13 protein-coding genes are annotated in these 18,286 nt (G+C 68.6%); 3 read left to right on the top strand and 10 right to left on the bottom strand.

Annotated features, from left to right (window positions below; genetic code table 11):
• Nucleotides 1-3: 3 nt before the first annotated feature.
• The 9 genes from OXI49_16240 to OXI49_16200 all read right to left on the bottom strand — a co-directional run bounded on the left by OXI49_16240 (nucleotide 4) and on the right by OXI49_16200 (nucleotide 9,755).
• Entirely contained in the window at nucleotides 4-1,149 is a 1,146-nt protein-coding gene (locus OXI49_16240) for a DUF4143 domain-containing protein (protein ID MDE2692054.1), read from the bottom strand.
• Nucleotides 1,150-1,179: 30 nt separating this feature from the next.
• Complete coding sequence (locus OXI49_16235) at nucleotides 1,180-1,896, bottom strand: hypothetical protein (GenBank protein MDE2692053.1); 717 nt, start codon at nucleotides 1,894-1,896, stop codon at nucleotides 1,180-1,182.
• 73 nt (nucleotides 1,897-1,969) lie between these two features.
• Complete coding sequence (locus OXI49_16230; protein ID MDE2692052.1) at nucleotides 1,970-3,070, bottom strand: 6-bladed beta-propeller; 1,101 nt, start codon at nucleotides 3,068-3,070, stop codon at nucleotides 1,970-1,972.
• A complete protein-coding gene (locus OXI49_16225) occupies nucleotides 3,067-3,702 on the bottom strand; it encodes a hypothetical protein (protein MDE2692051.1) in 636 nt (211 codons plus the stop codon). The genes OXI49_16230 and OXI49_16225 overlap by 4 nt, the downstream gene beginning before the upstream one ends.
• Before the next feature lie 42 nt (nucleotides 3,703-3,744).
• Nucleotides 3,745-5,028 (bottom strand): amidohydrolase family protein, encoded by a 1,284-nt coding sequence (locus OXI49_16220; protein ID MDE2692050.1) that lies wholly within the window; start codon nucleotides 5,026-5,028, stop codon nucleotides 3,745-3,747.
• Nucleotides 5,025-6,374: an amidohydrolase family protein gene (locus OXI49_16215; protein ID MDE2692049.1), complete on the bottom strand. Its 1,350-nt coding sequence runs from the start codon at nucleotides 6,372-6,374 to the stop codon at nucleotides 5,025-5,027. The genes OXI49_16220 and OXI49_16215 overlap by 4 nt, the downstream gene beginning before the upstream one ends.
• Before the next feature lie 10 nt (nucleotides 6,375-6,384).
• Nucleotides 6,385-7,527: a hypothetical protein gene (locus OXI49_16210; GenBank protein MDE2692048.1), complete on the bottom strand. Its 1,143-nt coding sequence runs from the start codon at nucleotides 7,525-7,527 to the stop codon at nucleotides 6,385-6,387.
• Complete coding sequence (locus tag OXI49_16205; protein ID MDE2692047.1) at nucleotides 7,511-8,665, bottom strand: Rieske 2Fe-2S domain-containing protein; 1,155 nt, start codon at nucleotides 8,663-8,665, stop codon at nucleotides 7,511-7,513. Before OXI49_16205 ends, OXI49_16210 begins: the two co-directional genes overlap by 17 nt.
• A 16-nt stretch (nucleotides 8,666-8,681) precedes the next feature.
• Nucleotides 8,682-9,755 (bottom strand): methyltransferase domain-containing protein, encoded by a 1,074-nt coding sequence (locus tag OXI49_16200; GenBank protein MDE2692046.1) that lies wholly within the window; start codon nucleotides 9,753-9,755, stop codon nucleotides 8,682-8,684.
• A gap of 69 nt (nucleotides 9,756-9,824) precedes the next feature.
• Here OXI49_16200 and OXI49_16195 point away from each other — a divergent pair, with 69 nt between their 5' ends.
• Nucleotides 9,825-10,955, top strand: coding sequence for a VanZ family protein (locus tag OXI49_16195; protein ID MDE2692045.1), 1,131 nt, complete (start codon nucleotides 9,825-9,827; stop codon nucleotides 10,953-10,955).
• Between the two features lie 293 nt (nucleotides 10,956-11,248).
• Here the strand turns inward: OXI49_16195 and OXI49_16190 are convergent, their stop codons facing one another.
• Nucleotides 11,249-12,358, bottom strand: a complete 1,110-nt coding sequence (locus tag OXI49_16190; protein ID MDE2692044.1) for a carboxylate-amine ligase — start codon at nucleotides 12,356-12,358, stop codon at nucleotides 11,249-11,251.
• 83 nt (nucleotides 12,359-12,441) lie between these two features.
• On the opposite strand from OXI49_16190, the gene ggt reads away from it, so the two are divergent.
• Both ggt and OXI49_16180 read left to right on the top strand, forming a co-directional pair.
• Nucleotides 12,442-14,226 carry a gamma-glutamyltransferase gene (gene ggt / locus OXI49_16185; GenBank protein MDE2692043.1) on the top strand — a complete coding sequence of 595 codons (1,785 nt, stop codon included), beginning with the start codon at nucleotides 12,442-12,444 and terminating at the stop codon, nucleotides 14,224-14,226.
• Nucleotides 14,227-14,354: 128 nt separating this feature from the next.
• Nucleotides 14,355-18,284 (top strand): MFS transporter, encoded by a 3,930-nt coding sequence (locus tag OXI49_16180; GenBank protein MDE2692042.1) that lies wholly within the window; start codon nucleotides 14,355-14,357, stop codon nucleotides 18,282-18,284.
• Nucleotides 18,285-18,286: the final 2 nt, after the last annotated feature.

The following is an 18,286-nucleotide window of genomic DNA, read 5'->3' as shown; positions in this document are numbered from 1 at the left end:
GCCTTACTTGAGCAGAGGTCGATCAGGAACGACGCCGTGCAGGAATTCGCCCACCGGCACGCAGAGGACATCGTCGACCAGAAGACGGTCGGCGCCGCGGTAGAGCAGGGCGGCCTGAGCTTCCGGGTAGTCGGCCAGGAAGGCCCTGAGCGCACGCAGGTCGCTTCGGTGCGCGGTTTGTGAGTTCTTGACCTCGAAGGCCCAGAAGCCGGCCCCTCCGTAGACCACGAAGTCGATCTCCGAACCGCCTCGCGTGCGCCAGAAGAACAGCTTGGAGGTCCCCTCCGAGTAGGCGGCCCAGGCGCGGAGATGCTGCGCCACAAGACCTTCGAGGGCGGGGCCCTCTGTTTCGGCTCGACTGTCCAGCGGTCCGGTTGGGCGGAGCGCTCGAAAGACCCCGGCGTCGAAGAGGTAGAGCTTGTCGTGGACGACTGTCTTGCGGCGCGCCCGCCGGCGAAACACGGGAAGGCGGAAGGCCAGAAGCAGATCCTCCAGGATGGCAACGTAGCCGGAGGCGGTGCGGCGCGGTACTTCGCACTCCCTGGCGACGGAGGCTACGTTGAGCTGGGCACCGTGCGAGAAGCTGACGGCTTCGAGGAAGCGGGCGAAAGCCCCGACATCGCGAACGATGCCCTCGGTCTGGACTTCCTGCTCCAGGTAGAGCCCAGCATACGCCTCGAGCATCTCTTCGGGATCCGGCGCGCGGGTCACCAGGGGCAGGAGTCCGACGGCGAGTGCTCGGTCCAGGGAGAAGTCCGGCGTCTCCGCGGCCATGAAGGGATGCATCGTCCTGTAGAAGGCTCGGCCCCCGAGGAGATCGACGCCCCCTCGGCGGAGCTTCCTCGCGCTTGATCCGGTGAGCGCGAATCTCCGCGTGTCCGGCGACTCCAGTACGGAGTGGACCACCGTGAGAAGCTCGGGCACGCGCTGGACTTCGTCGATGACCACGTCGCTGCGGTCCGGTTCTGCGTCGATCATCTGGCGCAGGCGTTCCGGGCGAGCCCGGAGAGCCCTGTAGAGAGCCGGGTCGAGAAGATCCAGATAGAGGGCGTCCGGAAGCTGGTCCTGCAGCCAGGTCGACTTACCCGTCCCCCGAGGCCCGAAGAGGAAGAAACTCTGCTCCGGTAGCCTGCAGAAGCGCGGGACTATTGCCGATTTGCGTCGCAAAACGGCAATAGTCTAGCCGATACGGGACTCCCGAGCGCTCTCACCTGCCCCGGATGCCGCCAACCGCCACCCCAGGAGTCCCATGTAGACGATGCCGCTGGCGGACATCAGCCCGAACACTGGAGCGAGTGACAGTTCCAGCGTGTTCGAATGCCATGCGGCGATGAACAGCGCCAGCGACCCCAGGGCCAGCAGTGCGACGATGCCGTTCAGCACCGGCGGCAGGCGTAGCGGTTCCGGACGGGAGATGAGGCCGAAGGCCAGAATCGCCATCCCCGCATAGCCGGCTACGCTGCCCGTGAAGTGCAGACCCCATACCGTGCGCTGCATGCCCAGCGCCGACTCCAGCCATTGCGCCGACTGCTCCGGGTCGGGCCCCAGCGCCGCCTCGCCCATGCCGATCAGCATGTAGTCGAAGCCTCGCATCACCATCTGCAGGAACGCACCAACCGCCATGCCGAGCAGGCCGAGCCGCGGCACGGGGGCGGTGTACCGCCGCAACGTCACGATGCCGTTCAGCATGAGCAGGGCGCCCAGGACGAGGACGACGGCCACGGTGTAGGACAGGGTGGCGTTGCGCGCCATCGCCAGCGTCAGATCCCCGAGGCTGGTGCTGGGGACCGTATCCACCATGCCGCGGCCGGGTGAGAACGCGTAGCCGATGGCCACCGCCACGGTTCCGAACAGCAGCGAAAAGCCGCCAAGTCTCTCTTCTGTCCAGCGCGTCATGTGCCTCCGCGATCCGCGCCACAGCGATCCGTCAAGGACTCCTTGGCCACAGTATCAACCGCTGATGCCGGAGCTAGTCGTCGTTGCCCGGCCGCACCTCGAACACGCGGACCGTCGGCACGCGCCAGTCCGGCGTCCGGCTGACGACGTAGACCTGCCGCCGGTCGTCCATGGCCAGGACTTCGTGCTCGAGTCCTCCTTCGAGCAGCTCCTTCGTCAGGAGGTTGCTCTGCTGGCAGAAGAGCGACTCGCCGGTCGACGAGAACGTCTGCATCAGGATCGCGTCTCGGCCCTGCTCGAAGCGGACGCGAAGGAAGTGGACGAGCGAACCGGCACGGGTCGAGAACAGGCCCAGGCTGGTGTGGACGGCCCGGAAGTGCTGGACACCGCGGTCCGAGTAGACCGTCGCGGCGAGGTTCTTGAGGACTCCACCCGCTGGCTGTAGCTGCTCGAGGGCTCTTCCGGAGGGTTGGAAGCCGGCCAGCACGCCACGAAAGCGCCACGGACCGTTGGCGTCTTCCTGGCCGAACAGATAGAGGTTGCCCTCGTAGAAGGCGGGCGAGTAGGCGATCTCGCCGGGCCCGATCCTGGCGAAGGAGCCGGGCGGCCTGAAGGACTCGAAGTGAAGCTCCGGCGTCGGATCGTGGTTGAACCCCAGTTCGGCGGTTCCGAACTGGAACTCCGTGGCCAGTGAGGTGCGGCTCGTCTGGTGGAACAACAGACCTCTCTTGTCCTCGGCGCGCATGCGCCCCCGCTCGCTGCTGTCGTAGAGCAGAAGCAGGGATTCGGGACCCCACGGCTCGACCTGGCCGATGTCGTGCGCGTCGTCCGGCAGGGTCAACTCACCGAGAAACTCTCCGTCGGTCGACCAGGTGGAGAGAGCGCCCCGCGCGTCGTCCACGATCGCCAGTTCGCCGGGGCCGATCAGGGCCATCGGCCCGATCGTGAGGAACTTGCCGGGATCGCGGCCGCGACCGCCAAAACGACGCAGCGGACCGCCGGCTTCGTCGAACACCTTGACCGTCATGCTGGCCATGTCGGCGACGTAGACGCGTCGCTCCCGATCGACGGCGATCGCGGCTGGGTTTCCGAGCACGAAGCCGGGCTCGGAGTCGCTGCCGATCCGCGCCCTTTCGAGGAGGAAAGCGCCTCCGACTCCGTCTCCCGTTGTCATCGCCGGAGGACCCTCTCGATCAGGGCCTTCTTGGAGGCGAGGGGAATGAAGCCCATCCGGAAGCTCTCCAGGAGGACGCGCACGACGGTTCGTCCCGTCGTGGAGTTGAGGATGACCATCTGCCCGGGGACACTTCTGTCCTGGTGTTTCGCGAGAAGGCCCTCCAATCCTGGAGGAGCCCCGATCATTGCGGGCAGTTCGAGTTCGTGCGCGAGCAGGAACCGCTCCACCTGCTCCCGGTCGTGCTCGAGCATCAGGAGGACCGAAGCGATCCGGCCATCTCCGATCTCGTGGAACGCCTGATCGAACTCGACCAGGTCGTTGAACCGCGTCGAATGGGAGCGTCGGTTCGCCATGAACACGGCGAGAAACGGCGGGATCCCCGTCAGCGGCGGGCACCTTCCTACGGGTTCCAGGCCGAGGATCTCGCTGGCCCTGAGGGGTTCGTCGATCCACTCGTAGGTGATCCCGATGAGATCACCGTCGTCGCTCTCGCCGTGGGAGGGAGCCTGTGGGCGCCGTGCGTCGGCTTTCCGGGCGCGCGCCCGCCGAGCGCGGACCACGAAGCTGGCCAGGACGGCAAAGGACAGCAGGCCCAGAACGACCTGTGACAGTTGATCGGGACTCCACATGGTTCGGGCCGGCGAGGTTCACCGGCTGCGTGCGGCCTCCGCCTACCGGCACTCCGCCGACATCACCTCCGACTCGATGATCACGCCGCAGATGTGGCTCGTGTACTCGAACGGGTCGCCGTCGAAGAGGGCGAGGTCGGCGTCCTTGCCGACTTCGATCGAGCCGACGCGGTCATCGATGCCGAGGATGCGGGCCGGGCTCAGGGTGACTGCCTCGAGCGCGCGTTCCATGCCGAGGCCGTTGGCGGCGGCGATGGCCGCTTCCCAGATCAGCACGCGGGTCTTGGGAACGTAACCCTCGAAACCGGTCTGGATGGCGAACGGGATGCCGGCGTCGGCGAGTTGGGCGGCGGTCTCGTAGGAACCGTTGCGGACCCGGCTCATCGTCGGGTGGAGCAGGACCGGCACGCCTGCCTCGCGGATCTCGTCGAGCAGCAGGTAGGACTCGGCGGCGCTGTCGAGCACGAGGTCGAAGCCGAACTCCTGCTGCAGACGGAGCGCCGAGGCCATCTCGGCCACCGTGTTCGCGGTCACCAGCAGGGAGAGTTCGCCGTCCAGCACCTGGCCGAGTGCTTCCTTCGACAGATCGCGAGGCGGCGGCTGGGGTGCGGGCTTGGCGTCAACGTCCTCCTCGTCATTGCCGTCGCCGTTGCTTTCCCCGTTCCCGGCGCTGCCGGCCTCCTCCGCCTTGCGTACCTGGTCGAGGTAGGCCCGGGCGCCGTGTAGCGCGCTCCGCAGCATCGCGATCCCCTTGGCGGACGTCCCGGGCGACTGGAAGTTCGAGGACACCGCGTTGCCGAGCGTTGCTGCCAGCATCCGCACCGGCATCAAGGTGGCCTGCTCGACGTTGCGGCCCCTGGTCTTGGCGATCATCGTCTGGCCACTGACGAGGGCTCCCGGCCCGTGGCCCGTGTGGAGCGTGGTTACACCGTACGAGCGGACCCACTCGACCAGGGTCTCGTTCGCGTCGTAGGCGTCGATGGCCCGCAGGTCGGGCTGGAGCGGCGACGACCGTTCGAGCTGGTCCTGGTCCCGCACCGGGCCGACGTTGCTGTTCAGGGCGCCGGACAGGCCGACGACCGAGCGGGCGTCGACGAGTCCGGGCGTGACGACCGCGGCTTCGAGGACGTCCACGCCGTCCGGAATGTTCGCCTCCGCCGCGGGGCCGACCCATTCGATCCTGCCGTCGGCGCCGGCAATGACCACCGCGTTCTCGATCGGCGCGCCGGACACGGTGTGGAGGGTGCCGGCACGGACCGCGACCTGGGCGACCGCGGAGCCCGTCGTCGCGGCGACGAGCAGGGCGGCCAACGTTACGTTCTTCAATGTGACTCCCTCTCAAGCAACTGGCGCATCATCTCGTCTTCGTGGGCGGTCATGTTGTAGACCTTGTAGCCGCCGACGGCGTACTTGCGGTGGTCCGGGTTCGCCCGGTCGTAGATCATCGTCCCCTCGACCCAGGTCTGCTCGACTTTCGTGTAGACGCTGAGCGGGTCGCCGGAGAGGATGACGAAGTCGGCGTCCTTGCCCACCTCCAGCGAACCGACGCGATCCTCGAGCCCGAGCGCCCGCGCCGGCGCGAGGGTCAGTCCCTCGATCGCCTTCTCGCGCGACATGCCGTAGCGCACCGCGATCGCGGCGCCCCGGGCGAGGAGGCGCGAATCGGTCACTGAGTCGTCCGTGTTGAAGCTGACGTCGACGCCTGCCTGCTCCAGGATCGCTCCCATCTCCATGTTCCAGCCCATCGTCTCTTCCTTGCCGCCCGGCGTGTCGATCCAGGTGATGGACACCGGCACGTCCGCGGCTGCGAGTTCCTCGGCGACCTTCCAGGCCTCCGTGCCGTGTTGGGCGACGACCCGGAACCCGAACTCCTCCTTGAGCCGCAGGACGGTGGCGATGTCGTTGTGGCGGTGGGTGTGATGCTGGACGATCCTCCTGCCGTCGAGCACCTCGACCAGGGCCTCCATCCGCAGGTCGCGCTTCGCTGGCCCGTCGCCGCCTTCGTCGTCCCCCTCGGCCTCGGCTGCAGCCATCTTCTCGCGGTACTCCACGGCCTCGTGGTAGAGGTTGCGGACCAGGGCCGCGGACTTGGCGCGGGTGCCGGGGAAGGGCGGCTGGCCGATGGAGTTCGTGCCGTTCGCCATCTTGAGGCCGCCACAGATACCCGTCAGCGGATCGTCGCAGAAGAGCCAGTCCTCGATCGTTCGGGCGCCGTCGCGGAGCTTGACGTAGACGGTCTGCCCGGACATGAGGTGGCCCGATCCCGACATCATGTTGACCGTCGTGATGCCGCCGGATCGGGCGCGCCAGATGCTGTCGGAGGCGATGTCGATCGAGTCCAGATTGCGCACGTCGGGATGCAGCGGTGAGGAGCGGTCGCCGCCGGAGACCGAGCCGATGTGCGAGTGGGTGTCGACGAGCCCGGGCATCAGCACCTTGCCGCTGACGTCGTGCTCGACGGCGCCGCGGGGCGTGCGCGTGTCGGGTCCGCCGACCTCGGTGATCCTGCCGCCCTGGACCACGAGGACGCCGTCGTCGATCGGCTCCCCGGCGATCGGCAGCAGCCGCGCGCCGCGGAAGACGTGGGGGTCGTCCTGCGCCGCTGCGGGCATGGCGGCAAGGAGTGCCGCCGGCGCGACGGCCAACAGGAACGAGGCGGGACGTTTTCTCATATGCGTTTCCTTAGCGCCGGAAAGACGGGTCGAGGTGGATACGGTACAGCGCTTCGCGCGGGCGGTCGCCGTTGCGGCTGCCGCCCCAGAGGACGTGGACGGCGATCTGGTCGCCGGTTGGACTCCAGGCCATATCGCCGACGTAGGTGTGGCCGAGGCTGTCCTCGGAGGTCGGGTCGTTGAAGAACGTGAGCCGGCGCTTGTTCGAGCCGTCCGCGTCCATCAGCCACAGCTCGCGACGTGCTGAGGAAGGCACGGTCTGATCGGGCTCGGTGCCGCGGATCCCGGCGTTCGACGTGAAGGCGATGTGTCGGCCCGTGGGCGACAGGCGGGCGTACTCGTCGGCGCCGCCCCGGGAGTGGGTGAGCCGCTCGGGTTCGCCGCCGTCGAAGCGCAGGCGGTAGAGGTCGAGCGTGTCGGGCGATTGCCCGGGTTCCAGGTTCGCCGCGACCAGGGCGCCCCGGTCGTCGGGGGTGTGGCCCTGGGGGACGATCAGCGCGTCGACCGGCACCGCGTAGGTCCTGATCCTGCGCAGCTTGGCGATGCCGCTGCGGTTGACCTGGAACTGGGCGCTGCGCAGTTGCCAGGCGCCGTAACGCCCCTTGCGCGCCTTGATCCGCTCGCTCCACACCAGCCGGTCGCTGTCGAAGGCGAAGTGGGGATCGAGCACCGCCGAGCCGCTGGCCGCGAACCGGGTGAGCAGGGTGAAGTGCTCACCCCTGCGGTCGATGTCGTAGAGCTCGCTGTGAACGCCGCGGTCGGGAGTCAGGAGCCGCAGCGGATCGGCCACGAACTTGAGCCGCTTCGGGTGGCTCTGGACCTGCACGATGAGCCGTTCGCCCGAGGGATGCCACACCGGGTTCATCGCGTTGTCCTTGCGCAGCGCGTACATGTCGCATGTCAGGCAGCGCTCGGCCAGAAGGTCCGTGGATGTGATGTAGACGTCGTAGCGGCCGTCCTCCCCGGCCTTGTCGTAGGCCAGCCAGTCGCCTTGGCGGGACCAGTCGACCCGGGCGCCGCCCTCGATCCAGCGCTCGATGCGGACCACCGGGTTCGACTCCGGGTCGGCGGCCGGCGCCGGTGCGGTCAGGCCGGTCAAATGGACGCACAAGGCGGCTGTCAGAAAGCGCAGCACGTCAGTTGGAGACTGCACCGACCAGCCGGCCTTCAGTACGCTCGCTCGGCGTCCGCTGCGGCATCCCGGGTCGCTTCCCCGCCGGTTGCGGATCCGGGAAGAACTGCCGGTACCAGCGCCGCATGCGCACTACGGGTCCGTCGTCGCGGCAGAGGGTCGGGTGGTCGAGATAGGTCTTGTTCTCCCAGATCCGGATGTCGTGGCGCCACTGGGAGATCCAGTTGCCGACGACGTACCAGGCCAGCAGCCGCGGGACCGTTCGGTCGGCGAACCAGTGGAAGTCGACCTGTTGCTCGAGCGGCCCGACCGGCAGGTGCGTTTGACACAGGTCGATCTCTCCGGCGTCGGGAATGAAGAACCTGAAGTTCACGATGCTGGCCGCGCCCGTGAACGTGGCCCGCGCCCTTGTCCGTGTCCGCTCGAGAGGACGGCCGCGGAACTTGAGCACGGCTTCGTCGAGGAAGTCCATCGTCCAGGGCCGGTCCTCCGGGAACTCCACGCCGGGCGTGTGTTCTATCTTGATGCCGGGAACCGGGATTCCGGTCCACGGAACGTTCATCTGCTCATGGATGTACATGAAGTGGGCAAAGTCGGCGGCATTCTCGACGAACTCGATGATGTGCATGTGGACGCGGCCGGCGTCGTAGTGGCCTCGGAAAGCGAACCTCCCCTCGTCGACTTCCGGGAGCCGCGGGACGGGGTACGGCACCTCGTCGCCCGCCTCCTGTCTGGCGCCGCCGCTTCGGTGGTACATGAAGATCTGCCCATGCACGTCCTGTACCGGAAAGCTCTCGGCCGCGACGCGGCTCGGGGCGCTGTCGCTGTAGGGCACGCAGGCGGCCCGGCCGTCACCGGTGAACTGCCAGTTGTGGAACGGGCACTCGATCCGGTTCTCGCGGACGCGGCCATGCCGGAGGTTCGCGCCGAGGTGGGGGCAGAACGCTTGCATCGCGTGCACGTCGTCCGAGTCTTGGCTGCGCCACACGACCAGCGCGCGGCCCAGGCACTCCAGGTAGCGGATCTGCCCGCGCCGGAGCGACTTCGAGGTCATCAGCCGGTACCAGCCGTCCGGATAGGGATGGGGGTAGCTGGCGAGACGCAGGTCGTCCGATGTCTGGGGTTCCCGGTGCCTTGAACGGCGAGTCCTGAAGCCCACGATGGACCTCCAACCGCTACGAAGAGACCGAGCCGCCCGGTTTGCGCGCGTGGATCAGGAAGGACGGCGTGAAGATGCCCGCCACGCCGGCCTCGACGAGGGAATCGGCCGCGACGTTGAGGATGCGGGCGGCCTCGCCGGTGCCGGCCGGCGCGATGCGGAGCAGCTCCAGCAGGCTGGTCGCCCTGGCCGTGAACCATCGGCCGGCGGGAATCCGCCCAAGCGACGCGAGCGAAAGGTCGCGCCCCTGGAGCGAGCGGTACCAGGGAGCGTCGGGGTCGCACTCGAGCGCCTGGTCACGGCCCGAGAGAATCTCAAAACCGACGGCCCGAACGAGGTCGAGTTGGCTGGAGGTCGTGAGCAGGTTGGGCGTGGCGTTTCCGAACTCGAGTCGGTCCCGAATGTCGCGATGGATGGGGTCGTCCTCGTCAAAGCTGTCGGTCAGGCACCAGTCGATCAGGGCAAGCTCGCCTCCCGGCCTGAGCAGCCGATAGAGCTCCTTGAAGCAGAGGGTCTTGTCGGGCGCGTGGCAAGTCGATTCGAACGAATAGGCGGCGTCGAAGTAGCCGTCGTCGACGGGCACGTCCATGAAGCTGGCGAGCAGGAAACCGCATGTTTCCTGAAGGCCGGCGCGGCGCAGCGATCGCTGGCCTCTCGCGATCTGGTACGCGTTGAGGTTGATCCCCGTGATGCTGGCGCCCGTGGAATTCGCGATCGTGACCAGCGGCCCGGCGACGCCGCATCCGATGTCGGCGACCTTCGTTCCTGGCCCGAGGGCCAGGAGTTCGCCGATGCTGATCTCGTGACGGCGGACGGCGTCCCGGAGGCTCTCGCCGGACCGTCGTGGGGAAAAATGGAACGACTGGCCCCAGCCGTACTCATAGAACTTGGTGACGACATCGTAGAAGCGACTGACCATCTGCGGCTGATCGTGCAGGGCACGATCAGCCTCCTGGGCCGCGACCATCTCCTTCAGTTCGAGGAAATCGTCGAGCGCCTCTCTCAGGTCGCCGCCGCTGTTCGCCGAGACGGGACGATGATGCGGGGCTCCTTCCGTGGTGTGAGCGTCGATTCGCGCTGGCTCTGCCATGTGTTCCCTCCTGCCTCCTGCCGTGAGCCTACACCCGTGTCGCCCTCAGGCTGCTAGCGTGCTCTGCCGATGCGCCGCTTCGCGGCACCTGCCCTGATCGCCCTGTGGATCGTCGGTTCGGCGCCCTTCCTGGGGCGGCTCACCCGGTGGATTCAGGAGGACGTCGACCGTTCGCTTCTTGTGATCGTCCCGACGATCCTGTTCTGGGTCGCGGCGGCGGCCTTCGTGGTTTGGGTGGTTCGTTCGGCACGGCGCCTGCGACGGAAGAACTGGATCGCGATGGCGCTCGGTCTGCTGTGGGCGGCCGTCCAGGCGACAGCACTCGCCCGCGGACGCCCCGAAGAGTCCGCTCTCGAGCGAATGCACCTGGTTCTCTACGGAGTGGTCGCTCTGCTGCTCTACCGGGTCTTCCTCAGGGGCGGCCGATCGGCCATCGCGGCGGCGTTCTCTGCCGCCGTTCTGACTTCCCTACTCGGGATCGCCGACGAGTTCATCCAGTGGCTGGTCTGGGTCCGCGCCGGCGACTTCTACGACTGCCTGCTGAACGCCTCCGCCGCCGGCTGCGGCGTCGTCTTCGGGGCGGGCCTGTTCGGATTCGACACCGATGCGCCCAGCCCAGCCGAACGCCGCGCGCTTGCTGGCTTGTGGGTCGTCTTCGCCGTGGCGTCGGTCGGCCTCGTCGACCTGACGAACCTCGGCCACCGGATCAGCGACCCGGAACTCGGCAGCTTCCGCAGCAACTACAGCGCCGAGCGGCTCGAGAGCCTGAACGAGGACCGACGCGCCCGCTGGCCCGCGAATCAGCCGCCGACGCCACCCTTCCAGCCCTGGCAGGTCGAGGACCACTTCCTGTCCGAGGCCGCCTGGCACGTCCAGGCCCGCAACGAGGCCTTCGACGCGGAGGACTGGCCGACCGCCGCGGCCGAACAGGCAATCCTGAACCGCTACTACCCGGCCGTGCTGGAGGAAGTACGGAATCCCGACGGCAGCCTGCGCCACGCCTTCCCGCCGGACCGGGTCCGGCGGCTGCAGCAGGAGGGCGCGGTCCCCGTGCCGACGTACGAGAGTGCTGCGGGCGGCAACAGGATCTGGATCTGGCCTGGCTTTCTCGCGCCTGCTCTCCTCTTCTTCTCCCTCCTCGCAGTGGTTCCGCTGTTCATGGCTCGGCCGTCGCGCGGCACACCCCAGGACTCTCTCTAGGGTCCGCCAATGCGGTCGCCGCTTCGCGGCGCGTCTTTCTGGCCGCCTGTGGCGGCAGCCGGCGGGGGCGCCGGCGCACCCAGTGTGCAACGACGTCTAGTCTGCGGCTCGGTCCGGAGGGGAGGGTCCCGGCGGGCTAGAGACGAGCGACTGCCCACGTTGCTGCATCAACCGACATCGAGTCGGAGCGAAGTCGACCGAAGCGAACCCCCATCCCTCCACTCACCAAGAGGGGGTGAGCGTCCGTCCGGGACCCTCCCCTCCGGACCGGGCCGCAGACGGGTCACCAACGATCAGTCGCAGCCTTCGCGGGTCTCTTCGATCAGGCCGTCGACGACGGCGTGGAGGTTGCCCCCTTCGGCGCGGGCGATCTGGCGGTCGGCGCTGGTGCCTTCGGCGAGGATCGTGTGGACGTACTCGGCTTCCTTGCGGACGCCGAGTTCGTCGAGCACGTCGTCGACGAACTCGAGCAGTTCCAGGGTCAGGAACCGTAGCGGCACCTCCTCGCCCTTGCCGAAGTCGATCAGCTTGCCGTCGATGCCGTAGCGCATGGCGCGCCACTTGTTCTCGTAGATCAGGTGGCGCGGATAGCGGCGCCACGCCTGGTTGTTCCTGCGCAACCGGATCAGTTTGGCCACGATCGCCATCAGAAGCGCGGTGAGGCACAGCGCCTCGTCGATCTTCGTGCATACGTCGCAGACGCGAAACTCGATCGTCGGGAACTTGGGGTGGGGGCGGACGTCCCACCAGATCTGGGTCGGCTCCTCGATGCACCTCGTCTGCACCAGGACGTCGACCAGCCGCTCGTACTCGGCATAGGACCGGAGCGAAGGCGGCAGGCCCGAGCGGGGCAGGCTCTCGAAGATCACGGACCGATAGGACTTGAGCCCGGTGTCCCGCCCCTGCCAGAGTGGCGAGCTCGTCGACAGCGCCAGTAGGTGGGGAAGGAAGTAGAGCGACTGGTCCATGATGTCCATTCGCAGGTTGCGATCGGGAATGCCTATGTGGACGTGCATGCCGAAGATCAGCAGTCGCCGTGCAACGTCGCCGAAGGTCTCCTGCATCGTGACGTAGCGCTCCGCCTCCGTGACGTCCTGTTCCTGCCAGGAGGAGAACGGATGGGTGCTGGCGGCCGCGATGCGGAGGCCGTTCCGCGACGCCAGGTGTCCGATCGAGCGCCGCAGCCGGATGAGCTCCTGGCGGGCCTCGTCGATCGAGCGGCAGACCTCGCTGCCGACCTCGACCTGGCACTGCAGCTGCTCCGCCTTGATCTGCTCCTGGAGCACGATCTGTCCCTGCTCCAGGAACTCTTGGATGAAGGGCTTCAACTCCCGGGTTTCGGGGTCGATGATCTGGTACTCCTCCTCAATGCCGATCGTCAGCTCGGGGAGCTTGGTCTGCATGGTTCTTCTCCGGTGTAGGGAGGCCGTCTCCGGGCAGGGATGGAACAAGCGTATCCGGCTGCTTTGATACCGTGCCTCCCGCGATGAGCCGGCTCGCGACCATTGCCTCGCGTCCGCTCGCTCGCCGCCCGGTTGCAGGCGTTCTGGTCGCCGCGTTCCTGCTCGGCGTTTCCTGCGCGGGGCCCGAGGCGGTACGAGAAGCTGCTTCGGGACAGTCGTCCTGGGGTCTCGGCGGCACGGCGCCGGCGGCTGAGGGCGCACACGGCATGGTCGTCAGCGGCCACGGCCTCGCCTCCGACGTCGGCGCCGGGGTTCTGGAACAGGGCGGAAACGCTATCGACGCCGCCGTAGCTGTCGGCTTCGCGCTCGCCGCGGTCCTGCCCGCCGCCGGCAACATCGGCGGCGGCGGGTTTCTGATCTACCGGTCGAACGACGGCGAAGTCCGTGCGCTGGACTACCGCGAGAAGGCGCCGGGTGCGGCGACCCGCGACATGTTTCTGGACGATGAAGGCAAGGTCGCGGAGAGCGCGGTTGTCGGTCACCTCGCGGCCGGCGTGCCGGGTTCGGTGGCCGGGCTCTGGGAGATGCACCGGACGTACGGATCCCTGCCCTGGAGCGACCTGGTCGCACCGGCGGTCGAGTTGGCCCGGAGCCACGAGATCGACGAGCCGCGATCGCGGAGTCTGGAGTCGGCCGCGCCGCGCCTCAACCGGTTCCCGGCCAGCGCGATGCAGTTCCTGGTCGATGGCGAGGCACCGCCACCGGGGGCGATGCTGGAACAGCCAGACCTCGCGGCCACGCTTCAGGCGATCGCGGACCAGGGTCCGGACGGCTTTTATCGCGGCCGCGTTGCCGACCTGATCGTCGCTGAGATGGAGCGCGGCGTGGGGCTCATCTCGCTCCAGGACCTCGAGGACTACGCGCCGGTGTGGCGCGAGCCGGTCGAGGTCGCCTACCGCGGACACACGATCTACTCGATGCCGCCGGTTTCTTCCGGCGGCCTGACCCTGGGCCTGATCCTGAACATCCTCGAGGGCTGGGATCCCCTGCCGCCGTTCGGCAGTCCCGACCTGATCCACCTGGAGGCCGAAGCCATGCGGCTCGCGTTCCGGGACCGAAACACCCTGCTCGGCGACCCGGACTTCGTCGACGTACCGCGCGGGCAGTTCGAGTCGCAGGACTACGCCGACGGGCTGCGGGCCCGGATCGATCCCGAGAGAGCGCGGCCGCTGCCGCCGATCGAGGTCGCGCCGCCCGCGGAGAGCACCGAGACGACCCACTACTCCGTGGTCGACCGCTGGGGCAACGCGGCGTCGGTCACGACGACGATCAACAGCGGCTTCGGCAACGCCGTCACCGTCACCGGCGCCGGTTTCCTGCTGAACAACGAGATGGACGACTTCGCCGCCTCGCCGGGTCAGCCGAACCAGTTCGGCCTGGTCGAGGGCGAGAACAACGCCATCGTCCCGGGCAAGCGGATGTTGTCGTCCATGACCCCGAGCATTGTGCTCGACCTCGAGGGCGAACTGATGATGGTCGTCGGCACACCCGGCGGCCCGACGATCATCACCACCGTCTACCACGTGATCTCGAACGTCATCGACCACGGAATGGGGCTGCGGCAGGCGGTCGAGAGTCCGCGGGTGCATCACCAGGCGTGGCCGGACCAGGTGTTCTACGAGGAAGGCGGTCTTGCCGCCGAGACGCTCGAGGCTCTGGCGGCGAGGGGCCACGAGCTGGTCGAGCGCGGCCTGAGCGGGGACGTGTCCGCGGTCCTGGTAGAGGGGTCGAGCCTGCTTGGCGTGGCGGATCCGCGCCGGGGCGGCGACGTCAGCGCACCAAGAGGGGACGCGCCCGCGGGCGGGTAGCGGGCCGCGGATGAACGGCCGGCGCATCTTCGCCGCGGTGACGTACCCTCACACCGGCATCGGTTCCCTATGAACGGGCGACGGATCTTCGCGGCGGTGACCTACGCTCACGCCGGGATCGGTTCGCCATGAACGGGCGACGAATCTTCGCGGCGGTGACCATAGGTCACCTCGGGATCGACATCTTCAACAGCATGGGGCCGGTGCTGCTGGCCTTCCTCCAGGCGCCGCTCGGTCTCAGCGCCGCCCAGATCGGGCTGGCCGTGGGCCTGTTCCAGGTCCTGGCCGGCACTACCCAGCCGGCGTTCGGCTGGCTGGTCGATCGGGTCGGCAGCCGCTTTCTCGGACCGTTCAGCGTCGCCTTCAACCTGGCCTGCATGGCGCTGGCGGTCTATGCGGCCGCCGCCACGGGGAGGTTCCTGCTGTTCCTCGTCCCGTTCGCGCTCGCGGCGGTTGCCTCAGGCGCCTTTCATCCCTTGGGAGTCATGCACTCCAGTACGGTGAACCTCGCCCGTTCGGCCACGTTCACGGCCATCTTCTTCTTCTGCGGTCAGCTCGGGCTCACCACCGGGCCGCTTCTGGCGGGGCTGGCTCTCGATCGGGCGGGGCTCAACGGGATCTACTGGCTCGTGCTCCTGGCAGTGCCCGTACCGATCTTCATGGTGTTCGCGATGGGCCCGCGGCGGCTCCATCGCGCGCCCGGCCAGGTGCGGTCGGCCGATGAGACTCCGCCCGCTGCGCCGGAAACGCGGGCCAGCCGGCGGCGCCCGGTGCGCGGCGGCGTCATCGCTCTCCTGGCGGTGGTGTTCGCCAGCCGTTCCTGGGCCATGTTCGGAACGATGGCGTTCCTGCCTCTCCTCTTGAGCCAGCAGGGGTACAGCTCCTCGGCCCAGGGGCTCGCCAGCGGGCTGTTCCTGCTCGGAGGCGCCGTGACCGCGGTGCTGGCGGGGGCCTGGGCCGACCGTTGGGGGCGGCGTCCCGTCGTCTTCCTGACCACGCTGCTGGGTTCCCTGCTGCTGGCCCTGGTGCCGGGCTCCGGGAGCCTCATCTTCGCCGTCGTCCTGCCGTGCGGAGCGTTGCTCGGGGCGTCGCACTCCATCCTGATCGTCATGGCCCAGGAACTGCTGCCCTGGCGCCGGGGTCTGGCTTCGGGAACGGCGCTCGGCTTCCTGTTCGCGACGGGCGGGCTTGCCACCTGGGGAATCGGAGGACTCGCCGATCGTTTCGAACTGACGTCTGTGCTGCAGGCCGGCGCCGTCGTCGGTCTGGTGTCCGCCTGTGCTTCCCTGCTCCTGCCGAAACGCGAACCGAGTCGACTGTCGGCGGCGCCAGCGGTGTCGACCGTGCTCGTTGTGGCGCTCGCCGGCATGGCTCTTCTCTGGCCGCGCCCGGCTTCCGCCGGTCTGAACGGCGAGATCAACGGCCAGGTGCGCGACGCCACGACCGACGTCCCGTTGCCCGGCGCCGAGATCAGGATCACCGGTGACCAGTTGCACAGCACCCAGACCGTTCGCGCCGGTCGCGGCGGCAGTTTCCGGGCGCCGGGCCTGCCTCCGGGCGATTACTACGTCGAGGCGACCGTGGACGGCTACGCGACGTCCGTGGTCGAGAACCTGATCCTGGTCGCGGGCGGCGTGCTGCGTGTGGACTTCCAGATGAGGGCGGGCAGTGAGTCGGCGCTCGACCTCGTCTCCTCGCCTTTGCTCGACGTGGTCACCGGCAGCGACGGGAACGTCCTGGCGGGCGACGACCTGCGGCAGCTACCCGGTCCCGTGGCGGCGCTCAACCTGGACCTCGCCTCTGGCCTGGACGCGCTGGACTCGGACATCGCGGTCAACGGCTGGCCGCCCGGCTTCGCCAACTACCGCGTCGACGGTCAGGAGAGCGCGCTTCGCGAACCGGGGTCGACCGCCATCGATCCCCGCTGGGTGGATCAGGTGCGCGTCTGGACGATGGAACTGGCGGCGACGATGGCAGGACCCCACATCGACCTGATCACTCGCTCGGGCGGGACCGAATGGCAGGTGAACGGCGGCTGGTCGACGGTCGAACCGCTCGACAACGGCGAGCGGCTCGCCCTGCGCCTGTTCGCTGCCGGAGAATCGCCGGCCGGCGGCAGGGACCGTAGACGCATCGAGGGCGACGAGGCGACCGTCTTTGCCGGCGGCCCGCTGCGGGACAAGCGGGCCCGTGCATTCGGCGGCTACTCGAGAAGCCGCACCCGCGGCACGGAGAGCCTGTTCGGTGCGGGCGCGCCGATGACCTGGGTCGAGACGATCGAACAGTCGGTCGGCAAGCTCGACTGGTGGGCCGGCTCGGCCAGCAACCTGACCCTGAAGCACCATGCCGGATCCGGCGACCTCGACGGCCGGCGACCGGCACTCGAGATCCTTCCGTCGCTGGACGGAATCGAGAGCGACCGGTCGCGACGGCAGACGACCAGCCTCAACGTCGAGTGGGGAGTCACCGACCGCCTGTGGTTGCGCGTGTTCGGCGGTCGATCCGACTTCATCGAGGACGGCGACCCCTGGCAAGACGCGGGTCTGTACTTCGTGGCGCCCGCCTCCGGGCGGCTGGCGGGTTGGTACGAGGCCGCGCCGGCGGGCCGGGTCCGTCGCGCTGCGGAACGCCGGAACTGGGCGGTGGAGCCGTCGTTCTTCCTCTTCGACCACACGCTGGAGATTGGCATCCAGGACTCCCGGAGCAGCCTGGAGCTCGTCCGTTCCCAGGGCTCCGGACGGATGCTGCGCTTTCCGGGCGGCAGGCTCGACGCCTGGAGCGGTAGACCGCTCGGCGCCGCCGGCCTGCGGCAGGAGAAGCGCGCCCTCTACGTGCAGGACGCATGGCGCGTGGGCGGCGCCTTCAGGAGGCACCTGACCCTGCACGGCGGACTTCGCGCTGAAGAGGAACAGGTGGGCCCCATTGACCTCGAATTCGACGACCGCACGGAACCGCGGCTCGCGTTCGTCTGGGACGTCGCCGGCCGCGGAAGATGGAAGGTCTACGGCGGCGCCGCCTGGTGGCACATTGACGTCTCCCGGCCGCGGGCGGGTCGCTCCGACCTCGACGCGGTCGCGACGCTGGACGCGACCGGCGATTACAGCGGCGCCGGCCTCGACTTCGCGAGTGCGGCGGTCGATCCGCATCTCCGTCCGGGCCGGGTCCGCGAACTCCAGTTGGGGACGGGCTATCAGTTCCTGCCCGACGTCGTGATTTCGGCCCGCGTCGCGCGACGGCGCCTGCGGGACGGCATCCGTCTCATGCCGCTACTGGCCGGCGGGGAGGTCGTCCCGACGTTGTTGACCCCCGGCCGCGGCGCCGGCGGCGAGCTTCCCCAACTCGCACAGGACTGGTGGGGCGCCGAGCTCAATGCGAACGTCGGCTTCAGCCCCTCCTGGAGGATCCACTTTTCGTACCTCCTGAGCCGCCTCACCGGCAACCACGAGGCCGGCGGACTCGGGCTCGAGGCGGGGACCCTGCCTGGCGCCCATCCGGTCCTGGCCGCGCTCGACGTCTGCTCCTCGCCCGTGCCCTGCGACATGTTCGATGTGACGACGGACAGCCGCCGCCTGAGCCTCGACCGCGAGCACCAGCTCTCCGGCTGGCTCGTCCTGTCGCCGGGCGAACGCTGGCTGATGGCTCTGGTCTACCGCTTCCGCACGGGGGCTGCCTACGTGCCGCGGGCCCTGACGGTGCGGGTCGACGAAGCGAGGCGCATCCTCAGCACCGGCCTGACGCCCCTGGCGCCCGGCGCGGACGCGCCGGTCAAGAGCGCCGATCTCAAGCGCGCGGACCTGTCTCTGACCTACCGCGTGCCGCTTCGCTCGGACGACCGGCGGCTTTCCCTGTTCGCCGAGGCCCTCAACGTCTTCGACCAGGACGCCGCGAACCAGCTCTGGCCGCTTGCCTACCTCGACCCGGTTTTCGTCGGCCCGGGCCGCACCGACCTGCTCGTCTCCGCGGCGGCTCAGGGGGCAAGGCCGGATCTGCGCGAGTCACTGCCGGTCGCGTTCCAGACCAGCCGGCGGGTGCGGGCGGGGCTGCGGCTTCAGTTCTGACG

The organism is Acidobacteriota bacterium (assembly GCA_028875725.1).
Lineage (GTDB): Bacteria > Acidobacteriota > Thermoanaerobaculia > Multivoradales > Multivoraceae > Multivorans.
This window is presented reverse-complemented; position numbering and strand designations above follow the sequence as displayed.